Source organism: Sphingomonas sp. GW821-FHT02B09 (assembly GCF_059421875.1).
Genome location: NZ_JBWKVV010000002.1, coordinates 250863 through 264836, shown reverse-complemented (window position 1 = coordinate 264836; position 13974 = coordinate 250863). Strand labels below are relative to the sequence as shown.

14 protein-coding genes are annotated in these 13974 nt (G+C 69.0%); 8 read left to right on the top strand and 6 right to left on the bottom strand.

Annotated features, from left to right (window positions below; translation table 11 throughout):
- Nucleotides 1-30 precede the first annotated feature (30 nt).
- Entirely contained in the window at nucleotides 31-924 is an 894-nt protein-coding gene (locus AC07U4_RS09195) for a LysR family transcriptional regulator (RefSeq protein ID WP_495195215.1), read from the bottom strand.
- 90 nt (nucleotides 925-1014) lie between these two features.
- Here AC07U4_RS09195 and AC07U4_RS09190 point away from each other — a divergent pair, with 90 nt between their 5' ends.
- A complete protein-coding gene (locus AC07U4_RS09190) occupies nucleotides 1015-1875 on the top strand; it encodes an aldo/keto reductase family oxidoreductase (protein WP_495195214.1) in 861 nt (286 codons plus the stop codon).
- Here AC07U4_RS09190 and AC07U4_RS09185 read toward each other — a convergent pair.
- The gene (locus AC07U4_RS09185) at nucleotides 1872-5126 is read right to left on the bottom strand and encodes a PAS domain S-box protein (RefSeq protein WP_495195213.1); all 3255 of its coding nucleotides are present in this window, start codon (nucleotides 5124-5126) and stop codon (nucleotides 1872-1874) included. The two genes, AC07U4_RS09190 and AC07U4_RS09185, sit on opposite strands and share 4 nt — an antisense overlap.
- Nucleotides 5127-5364: 238 nt before the next feature.
- On the opposite strand from AC07U4_RS09185, the gene AC07U4_RS09180 reads away from it, so the two are divergent.
- Complete coding sequence (locus AC07U4_RS09180; protein WP_495195212.1) at nucleotides 5365-6270, top strand: alpha/beta hydrolase; 906 nt, start codon at nucleotides 5365-5367, stop codon at nucleotides 6268-6270.
- Nucleotides 6271-6304: 34 nt separating this feature from the next.
- Nucleotides 6305-6505 (top strand): 30S ribosomal protein S21, encoded by a 201-nt coding sequence (gene rpsU, locus AC07U4_RS09175; RefSeq protein WP_037535892.1) that lies wholly within the window; start codon nucleotides 6305-6307, stop codon nucleotides 6503-6505.
- 54 nt (nucleotides 6506-6559) lie between these two features.
- Here the strand turns inward: rpsU and AC07U4_RS09170 are convergent, their stop codons facing one another.
- The gene (locus AC07U4_RS09170) at nucleotides 6560-6928 is read right to left on the bottom strand and encodes a DUF4440 domain-containing protein (RefSeq protein WP_495195211.1); all 369 of its coding nucleotides are present in this window, start codon (nucleotides 6926-6928) and stop codon (nucleotides 6560-6562) included.
- A 138-nt stretch (nucleotides 6929-7066) separates the two neighbouring features.
- On the opposite strand from AC07U4_RS09170, the gene AC07U4_RS09165 reads away from it, so the two are divergent.
- Nucleotides 7067-7297, top strand: a complete 231-nt coding sequence (locus AC07U4_RS09165) for a hypothetical protein (RefSeq protein ID WP_495195210.1) — start codon at nucleotides 7067-7069, stop codon at nucleotides 7295-7297.
- 10 nt (nucleotides 7298-7307) lie between these two features.
- Here the strand turns inward: AC07U4_RS09165 and AC07U4_RS09160 are convergent, their stop codons facing one another.
- Nucleotides 7308-7766 carry a MarR family winged helix-turn-helix transcriptional regulator gene (locus AC07U4_RS09160; protein ID WP_495195209.1) on the bottom strand — a complete coding sequence of 153 codons (459 nt, stop codon included), beginning with the start codon at nucleotides 7764-7766 and terminating at the stop codon, nucleotides 7308-7310.
- A 116-nt stretch (nucleotides 7767-7882) separates the two neighbouring features.
- Between AC07U4_RS09160 and AC07U4_RS09155 the strand changes: the two genes are divergently transcribed.
- Nucleotides 7883-8308 carry an organic hydroperoxide resistance protein gene (locus AC07U4_RS09155; RefSeq protein ID WP_495195208.1) on the top strand — a complete coding sequence of 142 codons (426 nt, stop codon included), beginning with the start codon at nucleotides 7883-7885 and terminating at the stop codon, nucleotides 8306-8308.
- A 123-nt stretch (nucleotides 8309-8431) separates the two neighbouring features.
- Nucleotides 8432-8896 (top strand): DUF4126 domain-containing protein, encoded by a 465-nt coding sequence (locus AC07U4_RS09150; protein WP_495195207.1) that lies wholly within the window; start codon nucleotides 8432-8434, stop codon nucleotides 8894-8896.
- 10 nt (nucleotides 8897-8906) lie between these two features.
- Here the strand turns inward: AC07U4_RS09150 and AC07U4_RS09145 are convergent, their stop codons facing one another.
- A complete protein-coding gene (locus tag AC07U4_RS09145; RefSeq protein WP_495195206.1) occupies nucleotides 8907-9431 on the bottom strand; it encodes an MAPEG family protein in 525 nt (174 codons plus the stop codon).
- On the bottom strand, nucleotides 9428-10642 hold the full coding sequence (locus AC07U4_RS09140) for a UbiH/UbiF/VisC/COQ6 family ubiquinone biosynthesis hydroxylase (RefSeq protein WP_495195205.1): 1215 nt from the start codon (nucleotides 10640-10642) through the stop codon (nucleotides 9428-9430). Before AC07U4_RS09140 ends, AC07U4_RS09145 begins: the two co-directional genes overlap by 4 nt.
- 132 nt (nucleotides 10643-10774) lie before the next feature.
- Between AC07U4_RS09140 and AC07U4_RS09135 the strand changes: the two genes are divergently transcribed.
- Together AC07U4_RS09135 and AC07U4_RS09130 are read left to right on the top strand one after the other, a co-directional pair.
- Nucleotides 10775-13096, top strand: a complete 2322-nt coding sequence (locus AC07U4_RS09135) for a DNA translocase FtsK (protein WP_495195204.1) — start codon at nucleotides 10775-10777, stop codon at nucleotides 13094-13096.
- A 114-nt stretch (nucleotides 13097-13210) separates the two neighbouring features.
- Nucleotides 13211-13816 (top strand): LolA family protein, encoded by a 606-nt coding sequence (locus AC07U4_RS09130; protein ID WP_137897593.1) that lies wholly within the window; start codon nucleotides 13211-13213, stop codon nucleotides 13814-13816.
- The last annotated feature ends 158 nt before the right edge of the window (nucleotides 13817-13974 follow it).

The following is a 13974-nucleotide window of genomic DNA, read 5'->3' as shown; positions in this document are numbered from 1 at the left end:
CCTCGGGCCGCTTTTCGCGGGTTCGTTTGCCTAGCGGATGAAGTCGAGGAACGCGCGAAGCGGCGGCGGGACAAGGCGGCGGCCGGAATAATAAAGGAAGGGGCCGGAGAAGGGCTGCCACCATTCCTCCAGCACGGGCACGAGCGTGCCGCGGTCGAGGAGCGGGCGCAGCCAGTCTTCGAACAGGTGGACGACACCACTCCCCGCCGCCGCCATGTCGACGATGAGGTCGGTCGCGCCGCCGACGCTGGCGATCAGCGGTCCCTGCGGCTCGATCCGGACGATGTCGCCGGCGCGCTCGAACTCCCACGGGCTGGTCGTTGCACCGCTGCTGAAGCGGCCGCGCAGACAGGCATGGCCGAGCAGGTCGCGCGGATGCGTCGGCCGACCGCGGGCGTCGAGATAGGCGGGGGCGGCGGCGGTCGCGAACCGCTGGATGCGCGGGCCGATCGGCACCGCGATCATATCCTGTTCGAGCCGCTCGTCGTAGCGGATGCCGGCGTCGCAGCCCGAGGCGACCATGTCGACGAAGCCGTCCTCGGCGACGATCTCGACGTGGATGTCGGGATAGGCGGCGAGGAAGCCGGGCAGGATCGCGGGCAGCACCAGCCGCGCCGCGCTGACCGGCACGTTGAGCCGCAGCGTACCGGCCGGACGGTCGCGGAGCAGATGGACCATGTCGAGCGCCGCCGCGACCTCGCCAAGCGCCGGCGTCAGCCGTTCGATCAGCCGCGATCCCGCCTCGGTCGGCGTGACGCTGCGCGTCGTACGGTGGAACAGGCGAACGCCGAGCCGCGCCTCGAGCCGCCGCACCGCCTCGCTCAGCGTCGATGCGCTCGATCCCGTCGCGCGCGCCGCATCGCGAAACCCGCGTGCGCGCGCGACGGCGAGGAACGCGTTGAGGTCGGCGAGATCTGCCATCATCGTTCGGTTTTCCGCACAGCCCGTCCGGATCATGCCGGCTTATCGCCTTGATCCGCAACGCCTAACTCGCGGCAGAACAAGGAGACGGACATGACCGACCAGACCTATCCCCTCGGCCAGCGCCACGTGAAGCGGCTCGGCTATGGCGCGATGCAGCTCGCCGGCCCCGGCGTCTTCGGACCGCCGCGCGATCGCGACGAGGCGCTCGCGGTGCTGCGCGCCGCGGTGGCGGCGGGCGTCGACCATATCGATACCAGCGACTTCTACGGCCCGCACGTCACCAACCAGCTCATCCGCGAGGCGCTGTCGCCCTATCCGCAGGATCTGGTGATCGTCACCAAGATCGGCGCGCGGCGCGGCGCGGACGGATCGTGGCTGCCGGCCTTCGCCCGCGACGAACTGGTCGCGGCGGTCGAGGACAATCTGCGCAACCTCGGACGCGAGACGCTCGACGTCGTCAACCTGCGGCTGATGTTCGATGCGCATGGGCCGGCGGAAGGCTCGCTCGCCGCGCCGCTCGCCGTCGTCGCCGATCTCCAACGGCAGGGGCTGGTGCGGCAGATCGGGATCAGCAACGTCACGCCGGCCCAGATTGCGGAGGCGCGCGGCATCGCCGAGATCGTCTGCGTGCAGAACCAGTATAATCTCGCCCACCGCGACGACGATGCGGTGATCGATATGCTGGCGGCGGCGGGCATCGCTTACGTGCCGTTCTTCCCGCTCGGCGGCTTCAGCCCGCTCCAGTCCGCAGCCTTGTCGGCAGTGGCGACCGAGCTGTCGGCGACACCGATGCAGGTCGCGCTCGCCTGGCTGTTGCAGCGCTCGCCCAACATCCTGCTGATCCCCGGCACGTCGTCGCGCGCGCATCTGCACGAGAATCTGGCGGCGGCGGCGCTCGTCCTGCCCGAGGCGGCGATCGCCACGCTCGATGCGATTGGCCGACCCGCCTAATCGCCGGCGATCGGCGTGCCCTCGATCATCCCGCGGATGCGCGCGGTGAGCGCGTCGATCGCGAAGGGCTTGGTGATCATCTGCATGCCGGGTTCGAGGAAGCCGTTGGCGATCGTCGCATTCTCGGCATAGCCGGTCATGAACAGCACCTTCAGCTCGGGGCGCTGCTGGCGTGCGGCATCGGCGACCTGGCGGCCGTTGAGGCCGGGCAGGCCGATATCGGTGACGAGCAGGTCGACGCGCATGCCGGACTGGAGCAGCTTCAGCCCCGCAGGGCCGTCCGCCGCCTCGACCGCGCGATAGCCGAGGTCGCGCAGCACCTCGACGACGAGGTCGCGCACCGCCGTCTCGTCCTCGACGACCAGCACCGTTTCGCCCGCGCCGCGATGCGCGTCATCCGGCACAGCGAGGATCGCGTCGGGGGCGTCCGCCTCACCATGGTGGCGCGGCAGATACACTTTGATCGCGGTGCCGCGGCCGAGCTCGGAATAGATGCGGACATGGCCCTCCGACTGGCGGGCGAAACCGTAAATCATCGACAGGCCCAGGCCGGTGCCCTGGCCGATCGGCTTGGTGGTGAAAAAGGGTTCGAAGGCGCGCGCGATCGTCTCGGGCGCCATGCCGGCGCCGGTGTCGGTGACGCAGACGCAGACATAGTCGCCCGCGCCGACCTCGCGCTGCTGCGCGACATAGGCGGCGTCGAGCTGCGCGTTGCACGTCTCGATGGTCAGCGTGCCGCCGTCGGGCATCGCGTCGCGCGCGTTGATCGCGAGGTTGAGGATCGCGCTTTCGAGCTGGTGCGGATCGCAGCGCGTCCGCCACAGCCCGACCGCGCCGACCATCTCGAGCGCGATGCTCTCGCCGATCGTGCGGCGGAGCAGTTCCTCCATGCCGGCGACCAGCCGGTTGGCGTCGACCGCTTTGGGGTCGAGCGGCTGGCGGCGGGAGAAAGCGAGCAGCCGATGGGTCAGCGCCGCGGCGCGATTGGCGGAGGTGATCGCGGCGGTGGCATAGCGTTCGACCTTGTCGGTCTCGCCGCGCGCGAGGCGCCGCTGCAGCAGGTCGAGCGAGCCGATGACTCCGGTCAGCAGATTGTTGAAATCATGCGCGATCCCGCCGGTGAGCTGCCCGACCGCCTCCATCTTCTGCGCCTGACGCAACTGCTCCTCAGCCTGTGCCAACGCCGCCGCCTGTGCCTTTTCGGCGGTGACGTTGCGGCCGGAGGCATAGGTCATGTCGCCTGCCGGCGCCGCCACCCAGGCGATCCAGCGGATCGAGCCGTCCTTGTGGCGATAGCGGTTCTCGACATCCGCCTTGCCGCCCGCGGCGGCACGGCGATAGGCGCCGATCGTCTCGTCATGATCCTCGGCGACGATGAAGTCGCTGACGTGGTGGCCGACCAGCTCGTCGGCGGCATAACCGAGCATCCGCGTCCACGCCGGATTGGCGCGGCGGATCACCCCGGCGGCATCCATCACCAGCATCAGGTCGGGCGACGTCTCCCACATCCGGTCACGCTCGGCGGTGCGTTCGGTGACCTCGTCGCCCAGCCGTTCGTTGAGCCGCTGCAACGCCTCCTCGGCGGCGCGACGGGCGGAGATGTCGTTGAACAGCACGGCGACGCGGCGATCGGCGGGGGCGCCGACGCGGAAGGCCGCGATGTCGAACCAGCGGCCGAGCGCCGCCGACCCCTGTTCGAACCGGATCGGTTCACCACTGACGGCGACGCGGCCGTAGATCTCATACCAATGCTCCTCGAGCTCGGGCATCGATTCGCGCAGCCAGCGGCCGTGGATCGCCGCGGTGAAACCGGTCTGGCGGTAGAAGGCGGGATTGGCTTCGACGACGCGATAGTCGGTCGGGGTGTCGGCGGTGCCCGGTGCGACCTCGACGACGCAGAAGCCCGATTCGATCGATTCGAACAGCGTGCGATAGCGCGCCTCGCTATCGGCGAGCCGCCGCTCCGCCTCGCGCCGATCGTGGATGTCGATCACCGAGCCGATATAGCCGAGAAAGACGCCATCCGGCCCGAAGCGCGGCGAGGCGGCGTCGATCGCCCAATGATAGCTGCCGTCGGCATGGCGCAGCCGATAGTCGAGGCGGAACGGCACGCGTGCCGCATGCGCCGCACGGAAGATACGCGCCGCCTCCGCCCGATCGTCGGGATGGGTGACGTCGAGCCAGCCGGCGCCCTGCGCCTCGGCGGGGGTCTGGCCGGTGAAATCGTACCAGCGGCGGTTGAGATAGGTGCAATGGCCGTCGTGATCGGTGACCCACATCATCACCGGCGCATGATCGGCCATGTTGCGGAAGCGCGCCTCGCTGTCGACCAGCTCGCTGCGGGTGCGCGCCAGTTCCTCCGCCTGGGTGCGGGCGCGCGTCTCGTCGCGCGCGATCTTGAGGAAGCCGCTGTGGCCGCCGTCGCGCTCGATGATCGGATGCGTCGAACCGGTCATGAACACGCGCGTGCCGTCGGCGCGCAGGTGCCAGCGCACGTCGGGCGCGCAGCCTTCGGCGGCGGCGGTGGCGCATTCGCGCGCGGGGATACCGGCGCGGCGATCCTCGGGCAGGAACAGATCGTCGATCGGCCGGCCGATCGCCTGCTGCTCGGTCCATTCGAACGATGCCTCCGCGCCGGCGGACCAGCCGGTGATGCGGCGATCGGTGTCGGTGGTGACGATCGCATAATCGCGGGCGCTGTCGAGGATCAGCCGCAGCCGCTCCTCGCTGGCGCGCAACTGGTCGTAGCGGCGATCGCGCGCCTCGACCGCACGGCGGAGATCGAGCTGCGCCATCACCTGCCGCGAGAGGACGCGCAGCGTTTCCTGATGGAGATCGGTGAACGGGCGGACGCGATGGTCGAGCACGCACAGGGTGCCGATCGCCAGCCCGTCCTCGGTCTTGAGCAGCGCACCGGCATAGGCACGGATATGCGGTTCGCCGACTACCAGCGGGTTGCAGTCGAAGCGGGCGTCGCGGGTGAGATCCGGCACGACGAGCAGATCGTCCTCCAGCAGCGCCCTGGCGCAGAACGAACTTTCCAGCGGCGTCGCGCGCACACCGAGACCCACCTCGGCCTTGAAGAACTGGCGGTCGGCGGCGATCAGGTTGATCACCGCGATCGGCGCATCGCACAACCGGGCGGTCAGCGCGGCGAGTTCGTCGAACGACGCCTCACGCGGCGTATCCATCACCGCATAGCGCGCCAGCGCTGCCAGCCTCCGCGTCTCCCGCTCGTTGATGGCGTCCATATCGGTCGATGATCCAGCCATATGCGGGGGTGTGCGGTCGACGACCGCCCTCGATCATGTACCGAAATGGCCCGAAACCGGCAATGGCCGCGGCGCGGCGTTGGTCCCGCCGTCGGCAGTGGATAAAGCGCCAATGGTCTCAGCATCTTACCCTCGTCGCCAGGCGCATTTCCGCTGGTCAAGGTCGAGCGGGCGGGGCACCCTGCCCTCGCCTCCGCTCCAACCTTCGGTGTCGATCATGCGCTTTCCTCTCGCCGTCGCGCTGCTGGCAAGCGGTACCGTCGCCGCCCAGCCACCCGAACGGGGTACCGGCCGCTATCCCGCCTTATTCGAGGAGCGGGCCGACCTGCCCGACCATGTCGTCTATCGCCCGGCCGATCTGACACGGCTGAAGGGCGAGCGGCTCGGCATCTACGTCTGGGGAAACGGCGGGTGCAGCGCCGACGGGACGAGTTCGCGCAATCACCTGCTGGAGATCGCCTCGCACGGCTATCTGGTCATCGCCGCTGGCCGCATCCCCGGTGCGACGCCGGCGCCGCCACCCGCCACCGCATCCGCCGCCCCATCGACCACCACGCCCGCAGCCCGGCTGGCGGTGGCGACGCCGACGCGGCTGCTGGCCGACGCAATCGACTGGGCGCAGCGGGAGAACGGCCGCACCGGCAGTCCGCTCCGCGGCCATATCGCGGTCGATCAGGTGGCGGCGTTGGGCTGGAGCTGCGGCGGACTGCAGGCGCTGGCGACCGCGCAGGATCCGCGCGTCAGGACCGCGATCATCATGAACAGCGGCTTCTTCCCCGATGGCGCCAATCCGATCGCCGGGATCGTCTCGGATAAGGCGTTGCTCGCCGGGCTGCACGGCCCCGTCCTTTACGTGCTCGGCGGCCCGACCGACATCGCCGCCGCGAACGGCACCGACGATTTCCGGCGAATCGATCGCGTCCCCGCGGCGCTGGTCAACATCCCCGTCGGCCATGGCGGAACCTATATGCAACCGCATGGCGGAGTCGGCGCGATCGTCGCAACCAACTGGCTCGACTGGCAGTTGAAGGGCAAAACCGCCGCAAAAGCCGCTTTCGTGGGCCGGAATTGCCGATTCTGCCACGATCCGCGGTTGACGCTGGCGCGCAAGAACTTCAATTAGGCGCATTGGTGCCCACCGAAAGCAAAGACCTTCCATGCAGATCATCGTTCGCGACAATAATGTCGATCAAGCCCTCCGCGCCCTGAAGAAGAAGCTCCAGCGGGAGGGTGTCTACCGCGAGATGAAGCTCCGCCGGCATTACGAGAAGCCGTCGGAAAAGCGCGCCCGCGAGCATGCCGCCGCGGTGAGCCGTGCGCGCAAGGCCGATCGCAAGCGCGCCGAACGCGACCGCTGATCCCCGTCGAATGATGCCACCGCCGTCCGGCCCCCGCCGGACGGCGGTGGTGCGTCAGCCGTTCGCGACCGCCTTGGCGAGAACCGGACTCTGCTGATGCTGGACGACCCGCCACACCTCGTGCTCGAGTCGGCGGATCGTCGAGGTGCAATGCGCCTCATAGGCTTCGCCGTCGCGCTGCGCGTGGACGTGATAGCCGATGACGATCAGGCCCTCCTGCGGCCGTGAGACCTGACGCTCGCTCAGCTCCGCCGCGTTCCATACCGGCGTATCGGCGACCGCATCGATCGCCTCGCTGCCGCACAGCACGAACGGCGGCCGCGGCAGCACCATGACGACCTCGGGGTCGACCTTCTCGCGGTAATTGTCGGGACCCTTGGTCCACAGGCTCTGCTCGAAGCTCCACAAACGGCTGTCGTCCATCGCATTCTCTCCCATGAGGTCAGGGAGGAAGCGGGGCGCGACCCCGAATGTTCCCGCCGCGCCCGACGCAAATCGCCTGCCCCGGCCGCGTCACCAACCGCGCCATGGTGCGTTGGCGCCTCTCTCACAGGAGGCATCATGACCGACGACATCGCCATTCGTACCCGCCAGCGCGAGATCGCCACCGAGCATCTGCTGTTCAAGCTGATGGAATATGTCGAGGCGCGCCATCCCGGGCTGCTCGACTATATGGAGCGCAGCCTCGATCATCTCGGCGATCCCGCGGGTGACGGCAGCAAGGACGACGATGCCGTGCGCACGATCGCCCAGCGCATGATCGTCGGTGCCCGCGCCGAGCGCAAAGGCTGACGCTCGCCGGTCAGGCGGCGGCCGGTTCCGCCGCCGGATCGCGCGCCAGCGCCCGGCGCAGCGCGGTCACCTCCGCGTTGAGCGCCGCGAGCCGCTCGCGGCTGATTCCGGTGCGTTCGACGATCATCGGCGCGAGGCAGCCGGTCTCTCGCCAACGCTCGCGGCCTTCGGCGGTCAGGCGCACGCGGACCTGACGCTCGTCGGCGGGATTGCGCAGCCGCGTGACCAGCCCCGCCGCCTCCATCCGCTTCGCCAGCGGCGTGATCGTGCTCGGCTCGAGCGCGAGCCGTTCGGCGATCGTGCCGACCGGCACGCCGTCCTCGGCGCCGCTCACCACCTGGAGCACCAGGAATTGCGGATAGGTGATGCCGAGGCGATCGAGCACCGGCTTGTAGGCGCGGTTGATCGCGATCGTCGCGGCGTACAGCGAGAAGCACAATTGTTCATCGAGCGGCAGCGGGCCGGGCATCGTCACTCTCCTTGCCAGCGGCTTAGCACGAGAATGATTATCGCGACAAATAGTTCTGGACGAGAGGGTACGCCCATCATAGATAGTTATCGCGATAACCAAACAGGAGATTGATCATGTCGGTCGACGTCAAATACAGCACCACCGCCACCGCCACGGGCGGTCGCGACGGTCATGCCCGCTCGGACGACGGCAGGATCGACGTCCAGCTCGCCACTCCCAGGGAACTCGGCGGCGCTGGCGGCGACGGCAGCAATCCCGAACAATTGTTCGCCGCGGGCTATTCGGCCTGTTTCATCGGCGCGTTGAAGGCGGCGGGCCGCGAGCTCAAGGTCAAGGTCCCCGACGACGTCACGGTCACCGCCAAGGTCGGCATCGGACCACGCTCCGAGGGCGGCTTCGGGATCACCGCCGATCTGCAGGTGTCGCTGCCCGGCGTCGAGCGCGAGCAGGCCCAGACGCTGGTCGACGCTGCGCACCAGATCTGCCCCTATTCCAACGCCACCCGCGGCAACCTCGACGTCGGCCTGACGCTGGTCTGATCGGCGCCCATGCCCTCCCCGCCAGGGTGGGGAGGGCACAATCGCCGCCGCGCGTCAGCCCAATCGGGATACGGATGCGATCGTACGGATTGTAGCCTGCGAACCCGTTTCGGAGAGCATTGCATGATCCGCTCGTTTCTCATCGGCTTGGTCGCCGGCCAGCGCGGCATCACCCCGCTGGCGGTGATCGCCACCGCCACCCGCCGGGAGGAGATTGCGGCGACGCTGCCCTTGCAGACCTTGTTGCGCAATCCGGTGATCGCCGCCGGCACCGCGGCCTTCGCCGCGGCGGAGATGGCGGGTGACAAGATGAAGACCGCGCCCGACCGGATCGTGCCGATCGGCCTCGCCGTGCGCAGCGTCACCGCAGCCTATGCCGGCGCTGCGCTGGCGCCGCGCGACAAGAAGGTGCTCGGCGCCGCGGTGGCGGTTGGCAGCGCGCTCGCCGCATCCTATTTCGGCTGGCGGCTGCGCTGTGCGGCGATGGCGCGCTACGGCCAGACCGCCACCGGCTTCGTCGAGGATGCGATCGTCTTCGGCGCCGGTCTGGCGATCGCCAATCCCAAATTGGTGTCCGGCAAGGCCTGACCGGCGGCCTTTACTGCACCGTAGCGATGGCTGCCATCAGCAGCGCGGCGACGCTGGGATAGAAGGTCAGCGTGAAGCCCAGCGCGCGCGCCTCGGCACCGTCGCGATAGCCGGTCCAGAACAACAGCCGCCCGGCGGTGAAACAGGCGGCGAACAGCGCCACCGGCACCCGCGCATGATCGCTCAGCAAGGTCAGCGCGCCATAAGCGACGAGGGCGAGCAGCACCTGTTCGGCGGTGTTGCGCAGGATCGCGTTGGCGGCATCGACCTGTGGATCCGCGCCGTTGCGGCCATCGATCGCCCCGTCGGAGACGAAACGCCGCCGCGCTACATCACCGATCGCCGCCGCCAGCCACAGGCCGAGCACCAGGGCGGCGATGCCGAGCGTGGTCAGCCGGCTTTCGAGGATCGCCGCCGCGCTGCGGCTATAGCCGAGGATCGCCGCGGCGATCGTCAGCCCCAGGCCGATGCCGATCCCGCGCGCGACGCCGGTCTGCGCCTTGCGCAAGCGCGGGGCGGGCACCGGCTCGCTCACACCAGCAATCCCTGCAGCAATTTGGGCAAAGTGCCGGTTTCGCCCCGCGCCTCGGCCATGAAGCGGTTCTTGAGCGGCGGCACCTTGTCGACCGCACCGATGCCGAAGCGGCGGACCGCGCTGGCGGTCTTGCCGGGGATGCCGAACAGGCGGGTCAGCGTGTCGGTGGCGGCAGCGACCATGAACGTATCGAGCCCGCGCCAGCGCTGATAGCGCTCGAGCAACGCGGGGTCGCCGAGATCGAGGCCGAGCCGCTTGCCCTCGACGAGCACCTCGGCGAGCGTCGCGACGTCGCGCAGGCCGAGATTGAGCCCCTGCCCCGCGATCGGATGGATGCCGTGCGCCGCGTCGCCGACCAGCACCAGCCGTTCGGCGGTGACCCGCGCGGCATGGTGGAAGCCGAGCGGATAGCTCGCACGCGGACTCGGCGCGGTCAGTTCGCCGAGGAAGCCGCCCATCCGCTTGCTCGCCTCGGCGAGGAAGGCGCGGTCGCCGAGCTTCATCATCGCCGGACCGTCCTCGCCCTTCACCGACCAGACGATCGCCGAGCGATGGCCGATCTCGTCGTCGGGCAGCGGCAGCAGCGCGAACGGCCCCGAGGGGTAGAAGATCTCGTAGGCGATATCCTCGTGTGGATATTCGTGGTGGAAGGCGCCGACGATTGCGGCGTGATCGTACTGCCAGCGCGCGACGGTGATCCCGGCCGCCTCGCGCGTCGGCGAGTTGCGCCCCTCCGCTGCGATCAGCAGCGGCGCGGTGACCGTCGCCCCCGAATCGAGCGTCGCGGTGACGCCCGCGGGTCCGCGCACGACGTCGACCGCGCGCGTTTGCATGCGGAGATCGACATGCTTCGCCGCGCTCGCGGCCTCGAACAAGGCGGTCCGCAACCGCTTGTTTTCGTACATCGTACCGAGCGCGCCGTCGCCCGCGTCGGGACGGAAATCGAGCTTGCCCGGCTCCAGCCCGTCGCTGACCCGGATGTGGCGGATCGCGCAGCCATGGCCGGCGAGCACCGCGCCGATGCCGATCGCATCGAGCATCCGCCCGCTCGCGCTGGCGATCGCCGAGGCGCGCCCGTCGAAGCCCGGCGCGAGCATCACCGCCGGATCGGCGGGATCGATGACGATGCTGGTCAGCCCATGCGCATCGAGCGCGAGCGCGAGCGTCGCGCCGACCAGGCCACCGCCCAGGATGATGACGTCCGTGTCCATATCGTCTCCCTACGCCTGCCGCGCGCAGGTGCCAACGGTGGCATGCGTCGATCCGTCGCAGCCAACCGCCTTGACGTAACGCGCGCGCGGCCCGATGATTCCCGTGCATTTCGCACATTGAAGGGATCGGGGATGGCGAGCCGTGCGCAGCCAGGGCTGTTGCGTGAGACGGTGAAGGCAGGGGCGGTACGCGGCGGTGCCTTGATCACCGCGATCGCGCTGTTCCTCGTCACCGCGCTGATGGTGCTGGCGCTGACCAGCTATCATGCCAGCGACGCGTCGCTCAACACCGCCTCGGGCGGGCCGATCCTCAACCTCGCGGGACCGCCGGGGGCGTGGTTCGCCGATCTCGCGCTGACGCTGTTCGGGCCGGCGGTGGCGCTGCTGCTGCCGATCGCGCCGATCGTCGCGATGCGGCTGTGGCGCGACCAGCCGCCGGGTCGCTGGCTGGCGATGCTGCGCAACGCCGCGATCGGCGTCGCGCTGATGGCCGCGGCGCTCGCCTTCGTCTCCGATTCGTCGGTGCTGGCGCTGCCCGCCGGCTGGGGCGGCGTGATCGGCCTGTCGGTCGCGCATCTCGTCCAATGGGGGCTGGGCTTCCTCGGCCAGCCCGGCGCCGAACGCTGGATCGCGCGCGGCGTCGGCCTGATCGCCGGCGTCGCCGGCATCGTCATCTGGGCGAAGAGCCTCGAGATCGACCTCGGCGAGCGCCGTTTCCGCCTGCGCCGGACGCGCGTCGCCGCCGATGGCGAGGATCTGCTCGACGCCTATGACGATAGCGACGACGAGGAAGACGAGGAGCCGCTGCAACTCGCGCGCAAGGTGATCGAGCCACGCGCCGTCGCCGAACCCGACACCCGCCCCGCGCCGGTCATCGCCGACCGCGCGGTGGCGCCGTCGGCCGCCAAGCCCAAGCCGCGCCAGCAGAGCCTCGACCTCGGTCACACCTATACGCTGCCGCAGCTCGACCTGCTCACCCCCGCGCCGCCGGCGCCCAAGGGGCAGATCGACAAGGCGGCGCTGGAACGCAATGCGCGGCTGCTCGAGAACGTGCTCGACGATTTCAAGGTGCACGGCGTCATCAACGAGGTGCGCCCCGGCCCGGTCGTGACAATGTACGAGCTGGAACCCGCCCCCGGCATCAAGGCGAGCCGCGTCATCGCGCTCGCCGACGATATCGCGCGCAACATGTCGGCAGTATCGGCGCGCGTCGCGGTGATCCCGGGGCGCAACGTCATCGGCATCGAGCTGCCCAACCAGAAGCGCGAATCGGTATCGCTGCACGAACTGGTCGGCAGCCAGACGTTCGAGGATCAGGCCGCGCAATTGCCGATCATCCTCGGCAAGAACATCGCCGGCGATCCGGTGATCGCCGATCTCGCACCGATGCCGCATCTGCTGGTCGCGGGTACCACCGGCTCGGGCAAGTCGGTCGGGCTCAACTGCATGATCCTGTCGCTGCTCTACCGGCTGACGCCGGAACAGTGCCGTATGATCATGATCGACCCCAAGATGCTCGAATTGAGCATGTACGACGACATTCCGCATCTGTTGTCGCCGGTCGTCACCGATCCGGCCAAGGCGGTGCGCGCGCTCAAATGGGCGGTCGAGACGATGGAGGACCGCTATCGCCAGATGTCGTCGGTCGGCGTGCGCAGCCTCGCCGGCTTCAACGACAAGGTCCGCGCCGCCAAGGCGAAGGGCCAGCGGCTCGGCCGCCGCGTGCAGACCGGCTATCATCCCGAGACCGGCCAGCCGGTCTATGAGGAAGAGCAGCTCGATTACGAACCGCTGCCGCAGATCGTCGTCATCGTCGACGAGCTCGCCGATCTGATGATGACCGCAGGCAAGGAGGTGGAATTCCTGATCCAGCGGCTCGCGCAGAAGGCGCGCGCGGCGGGCATCCACCTCATCATGGCGACGCAGCGGCCGTCGGTCGACGTCATCACCGGCGTCATCAAGGCGAACCTGCCGACGCGGATCAGCTTCCACGTCACCAGCAAGATCGATTCGCGCACCATCCTCGGCGAACAGGGCGCCGAACAGCTGCTCGGCAAGGGCGATATGCTCTATATGCCCGGCGGCAAGGGCATCGTCCGCGTCCACGGCCCGTTCGTCAGCGACGACGAGGTGCGCGCCATCGCCGATCACTGGCGCAGCCAGGGTCAGCCCGACTATATCACCTCGGTCACCGAGGAGCCCGAGGACGGCTTCACGCTGGAAGGATCGCCGGAAGGCGAGGATTCGGCCGAGGACCAGCAATATCGCGCAGCGATCCAGCTGGTGTGCGAATCGCAGAAGGCGTCGACGAGCTGGCTGCAACGCCAGTTGCGCATCGGCTACAATTCGGCGGCACGACTGATCGAGAAGATGGAGAAGGACGGCATCGTCAGCCGCCCCGACCACGTCGGCCGTCGCGAGGTGCTGCGCGATACCGAAGGGCACGCGATCTGAGCGAACGGTTTCCCCGACCCTTCGTCCTGAGCCGGTCGAAGGGTGGGGGACGGACCCTCCCCGCCCCTTGCGCGGTTAAGCGGTCGTTCAATGCCACAGGACCACAGGACCCGCATGATCCGATACGCTCTAGCAATCGCCGCGATCGTGGCTCCCGCCGCGCTGCCGGCCCAGGCGACCGGCGACCTCGCCGCGGTACAGCGCCACCTCCAGTCGATCACGACGATGACGGCGGACTTCACCCAGACCGACCGCAACGGCAAGGTGCTGACCGGCACCTTCACGCTCAAGAAGCCCGGCAAGCTGCGCTTCCAATATGAGAAGGGCGTGCCGATCCTGATCGTCGCGGAGGGCGGCGCGCTGACCTTCATCGACTATTCCGTCCGCCAGGTGCAGCGCTGGCCGATCAAGAACTCGCCGCTGGGGGTCCTGCTCGATCCCGGCCGCGACATCACCCGCTATGCCCGGGTGGTGCAGACCGGCAACGATCGCGTCGTCTCGGTCGAGGCGAACGATCCCAAACATCCCGAGATCGGCCGGATCACGATGATCTTCGCGCGCGACGCCGCGGCGCCGGCGGGGCTGGCGTTGCAGGGCTGGGTGCAGCTCGACAGCCAGAACAACCGCACGACGATTCGCCTCGCCAATCAGCGCTTCGGCGGGGCGGTTAGCGACGGAACGTTCAAATGGGTCGACCCGCGGAGGGCAAATACCCGATAATGAACGGGAAGTCCCGGCGCCATTCATCGCCGCGACAGGTTCGCGCGGGTAGAAGCCTCCTCGCGGATGTGGGGCGTCCGGGATTTTTCCCCCTGTTGCCCGGATGACTAGACCCACTTCCCGCCTGCGTGACGAACGCCAGGTCGGCCCTCGCTCCA

Bases quoted from the DNA above. Each gene is read 5' to 3' on its own strand.
- AC07U4_RS09195 (WP_495195215.1), bottom strand. From the start codon at position 924: ATGATGGCAGATCTCGCCGACCTCAACGCGTTCCTCGCCGTCGCGCGC.
- AC07U4_RS09190 (WP_495195214.1), top strand. From the start codon at position 1,015: ATGACCGACCAGACCTATCCCCTCGGCCAGCGCCACGTGAAGCGGCTC.
- AC07U4_RS09185 (WP_495195213.1), bottom strand. From the start codon at position 5,126: ATGGACGCCATCAACGAGCGGGAGACGCGGAGGCTGGCAGCGCTGGCG.
- AC07U4_RS09180 (WP_495195212.1), top strand. From the start codon at position 5,365: ATGCGCTTTCCTCTCGCCGTCGCGCTGCTGGCAAGCGGTACCGTCGCC.
- rpsU (WP_037535892.1), top strand. From the start codon at position 6,305: ATGCAGATCATCGTTCGCGACAATAATGTCGATCAAGCCCTCCGCGCC.
- AC07U4_RS09170 (WP_495195211.1), bottom strand. From the start codon at position 6,928: ATGGACGACAGCCGTTTGTGGAGCTTCGAGCAGAGCCTGTGGACCAAG.
- AC07U4_RS09165 (WP_495195210.1), top strand. From the start codon at position 7,067: ATGACCGACGACATCGCCATTCGTACCCGCCAGCGCGAGATCGCCACC.
- AC07U4_RS09160 (WP_495195209.1), bottom strand. From the start codon at position 7,766: ATGCCCGGCCCGCTGCCGCTCGATGAACAATTGTGCTTCTCGCTGTAC.
- AC07U4_RS09155 (WP_495195208.1), top strand. From the start codon at position 7,883: ATGTCGGTCGACGTCAAATACAGCACCACCGCCACCGCCACGGGCGGT.
- AC07U4_RS09150 (WP_495195207.1), top strand. From the start codon at position 8,432: ATGATCCGCTCGTTTCTCATCGGCTTGGTCGCCGGCCAGCGCGGCATC.
- AC07U4_RS09140 (WP_495195205.1), bottom strand. From the start codon at position 10,642: ATGGACACGGACGTCATCATCCTGGGCGGTGGCCTGGTCGGCGCGACG.
- AC07U4_RS09135 (WP_495195204.1), top strand. From the start codon at position 10,775: ATGGCGAGCCGTGCGCAGCCAGGGCTGTTGCGTGAGACGGTGAAGGCA.
- AC07U4_RS09130 (WP_137897593.1), top strand. From the start codon at position 13,211: ATGATCCGATACGCTCTAGCAATCGCCGCGATCGTGGCTCCCGCCGCG.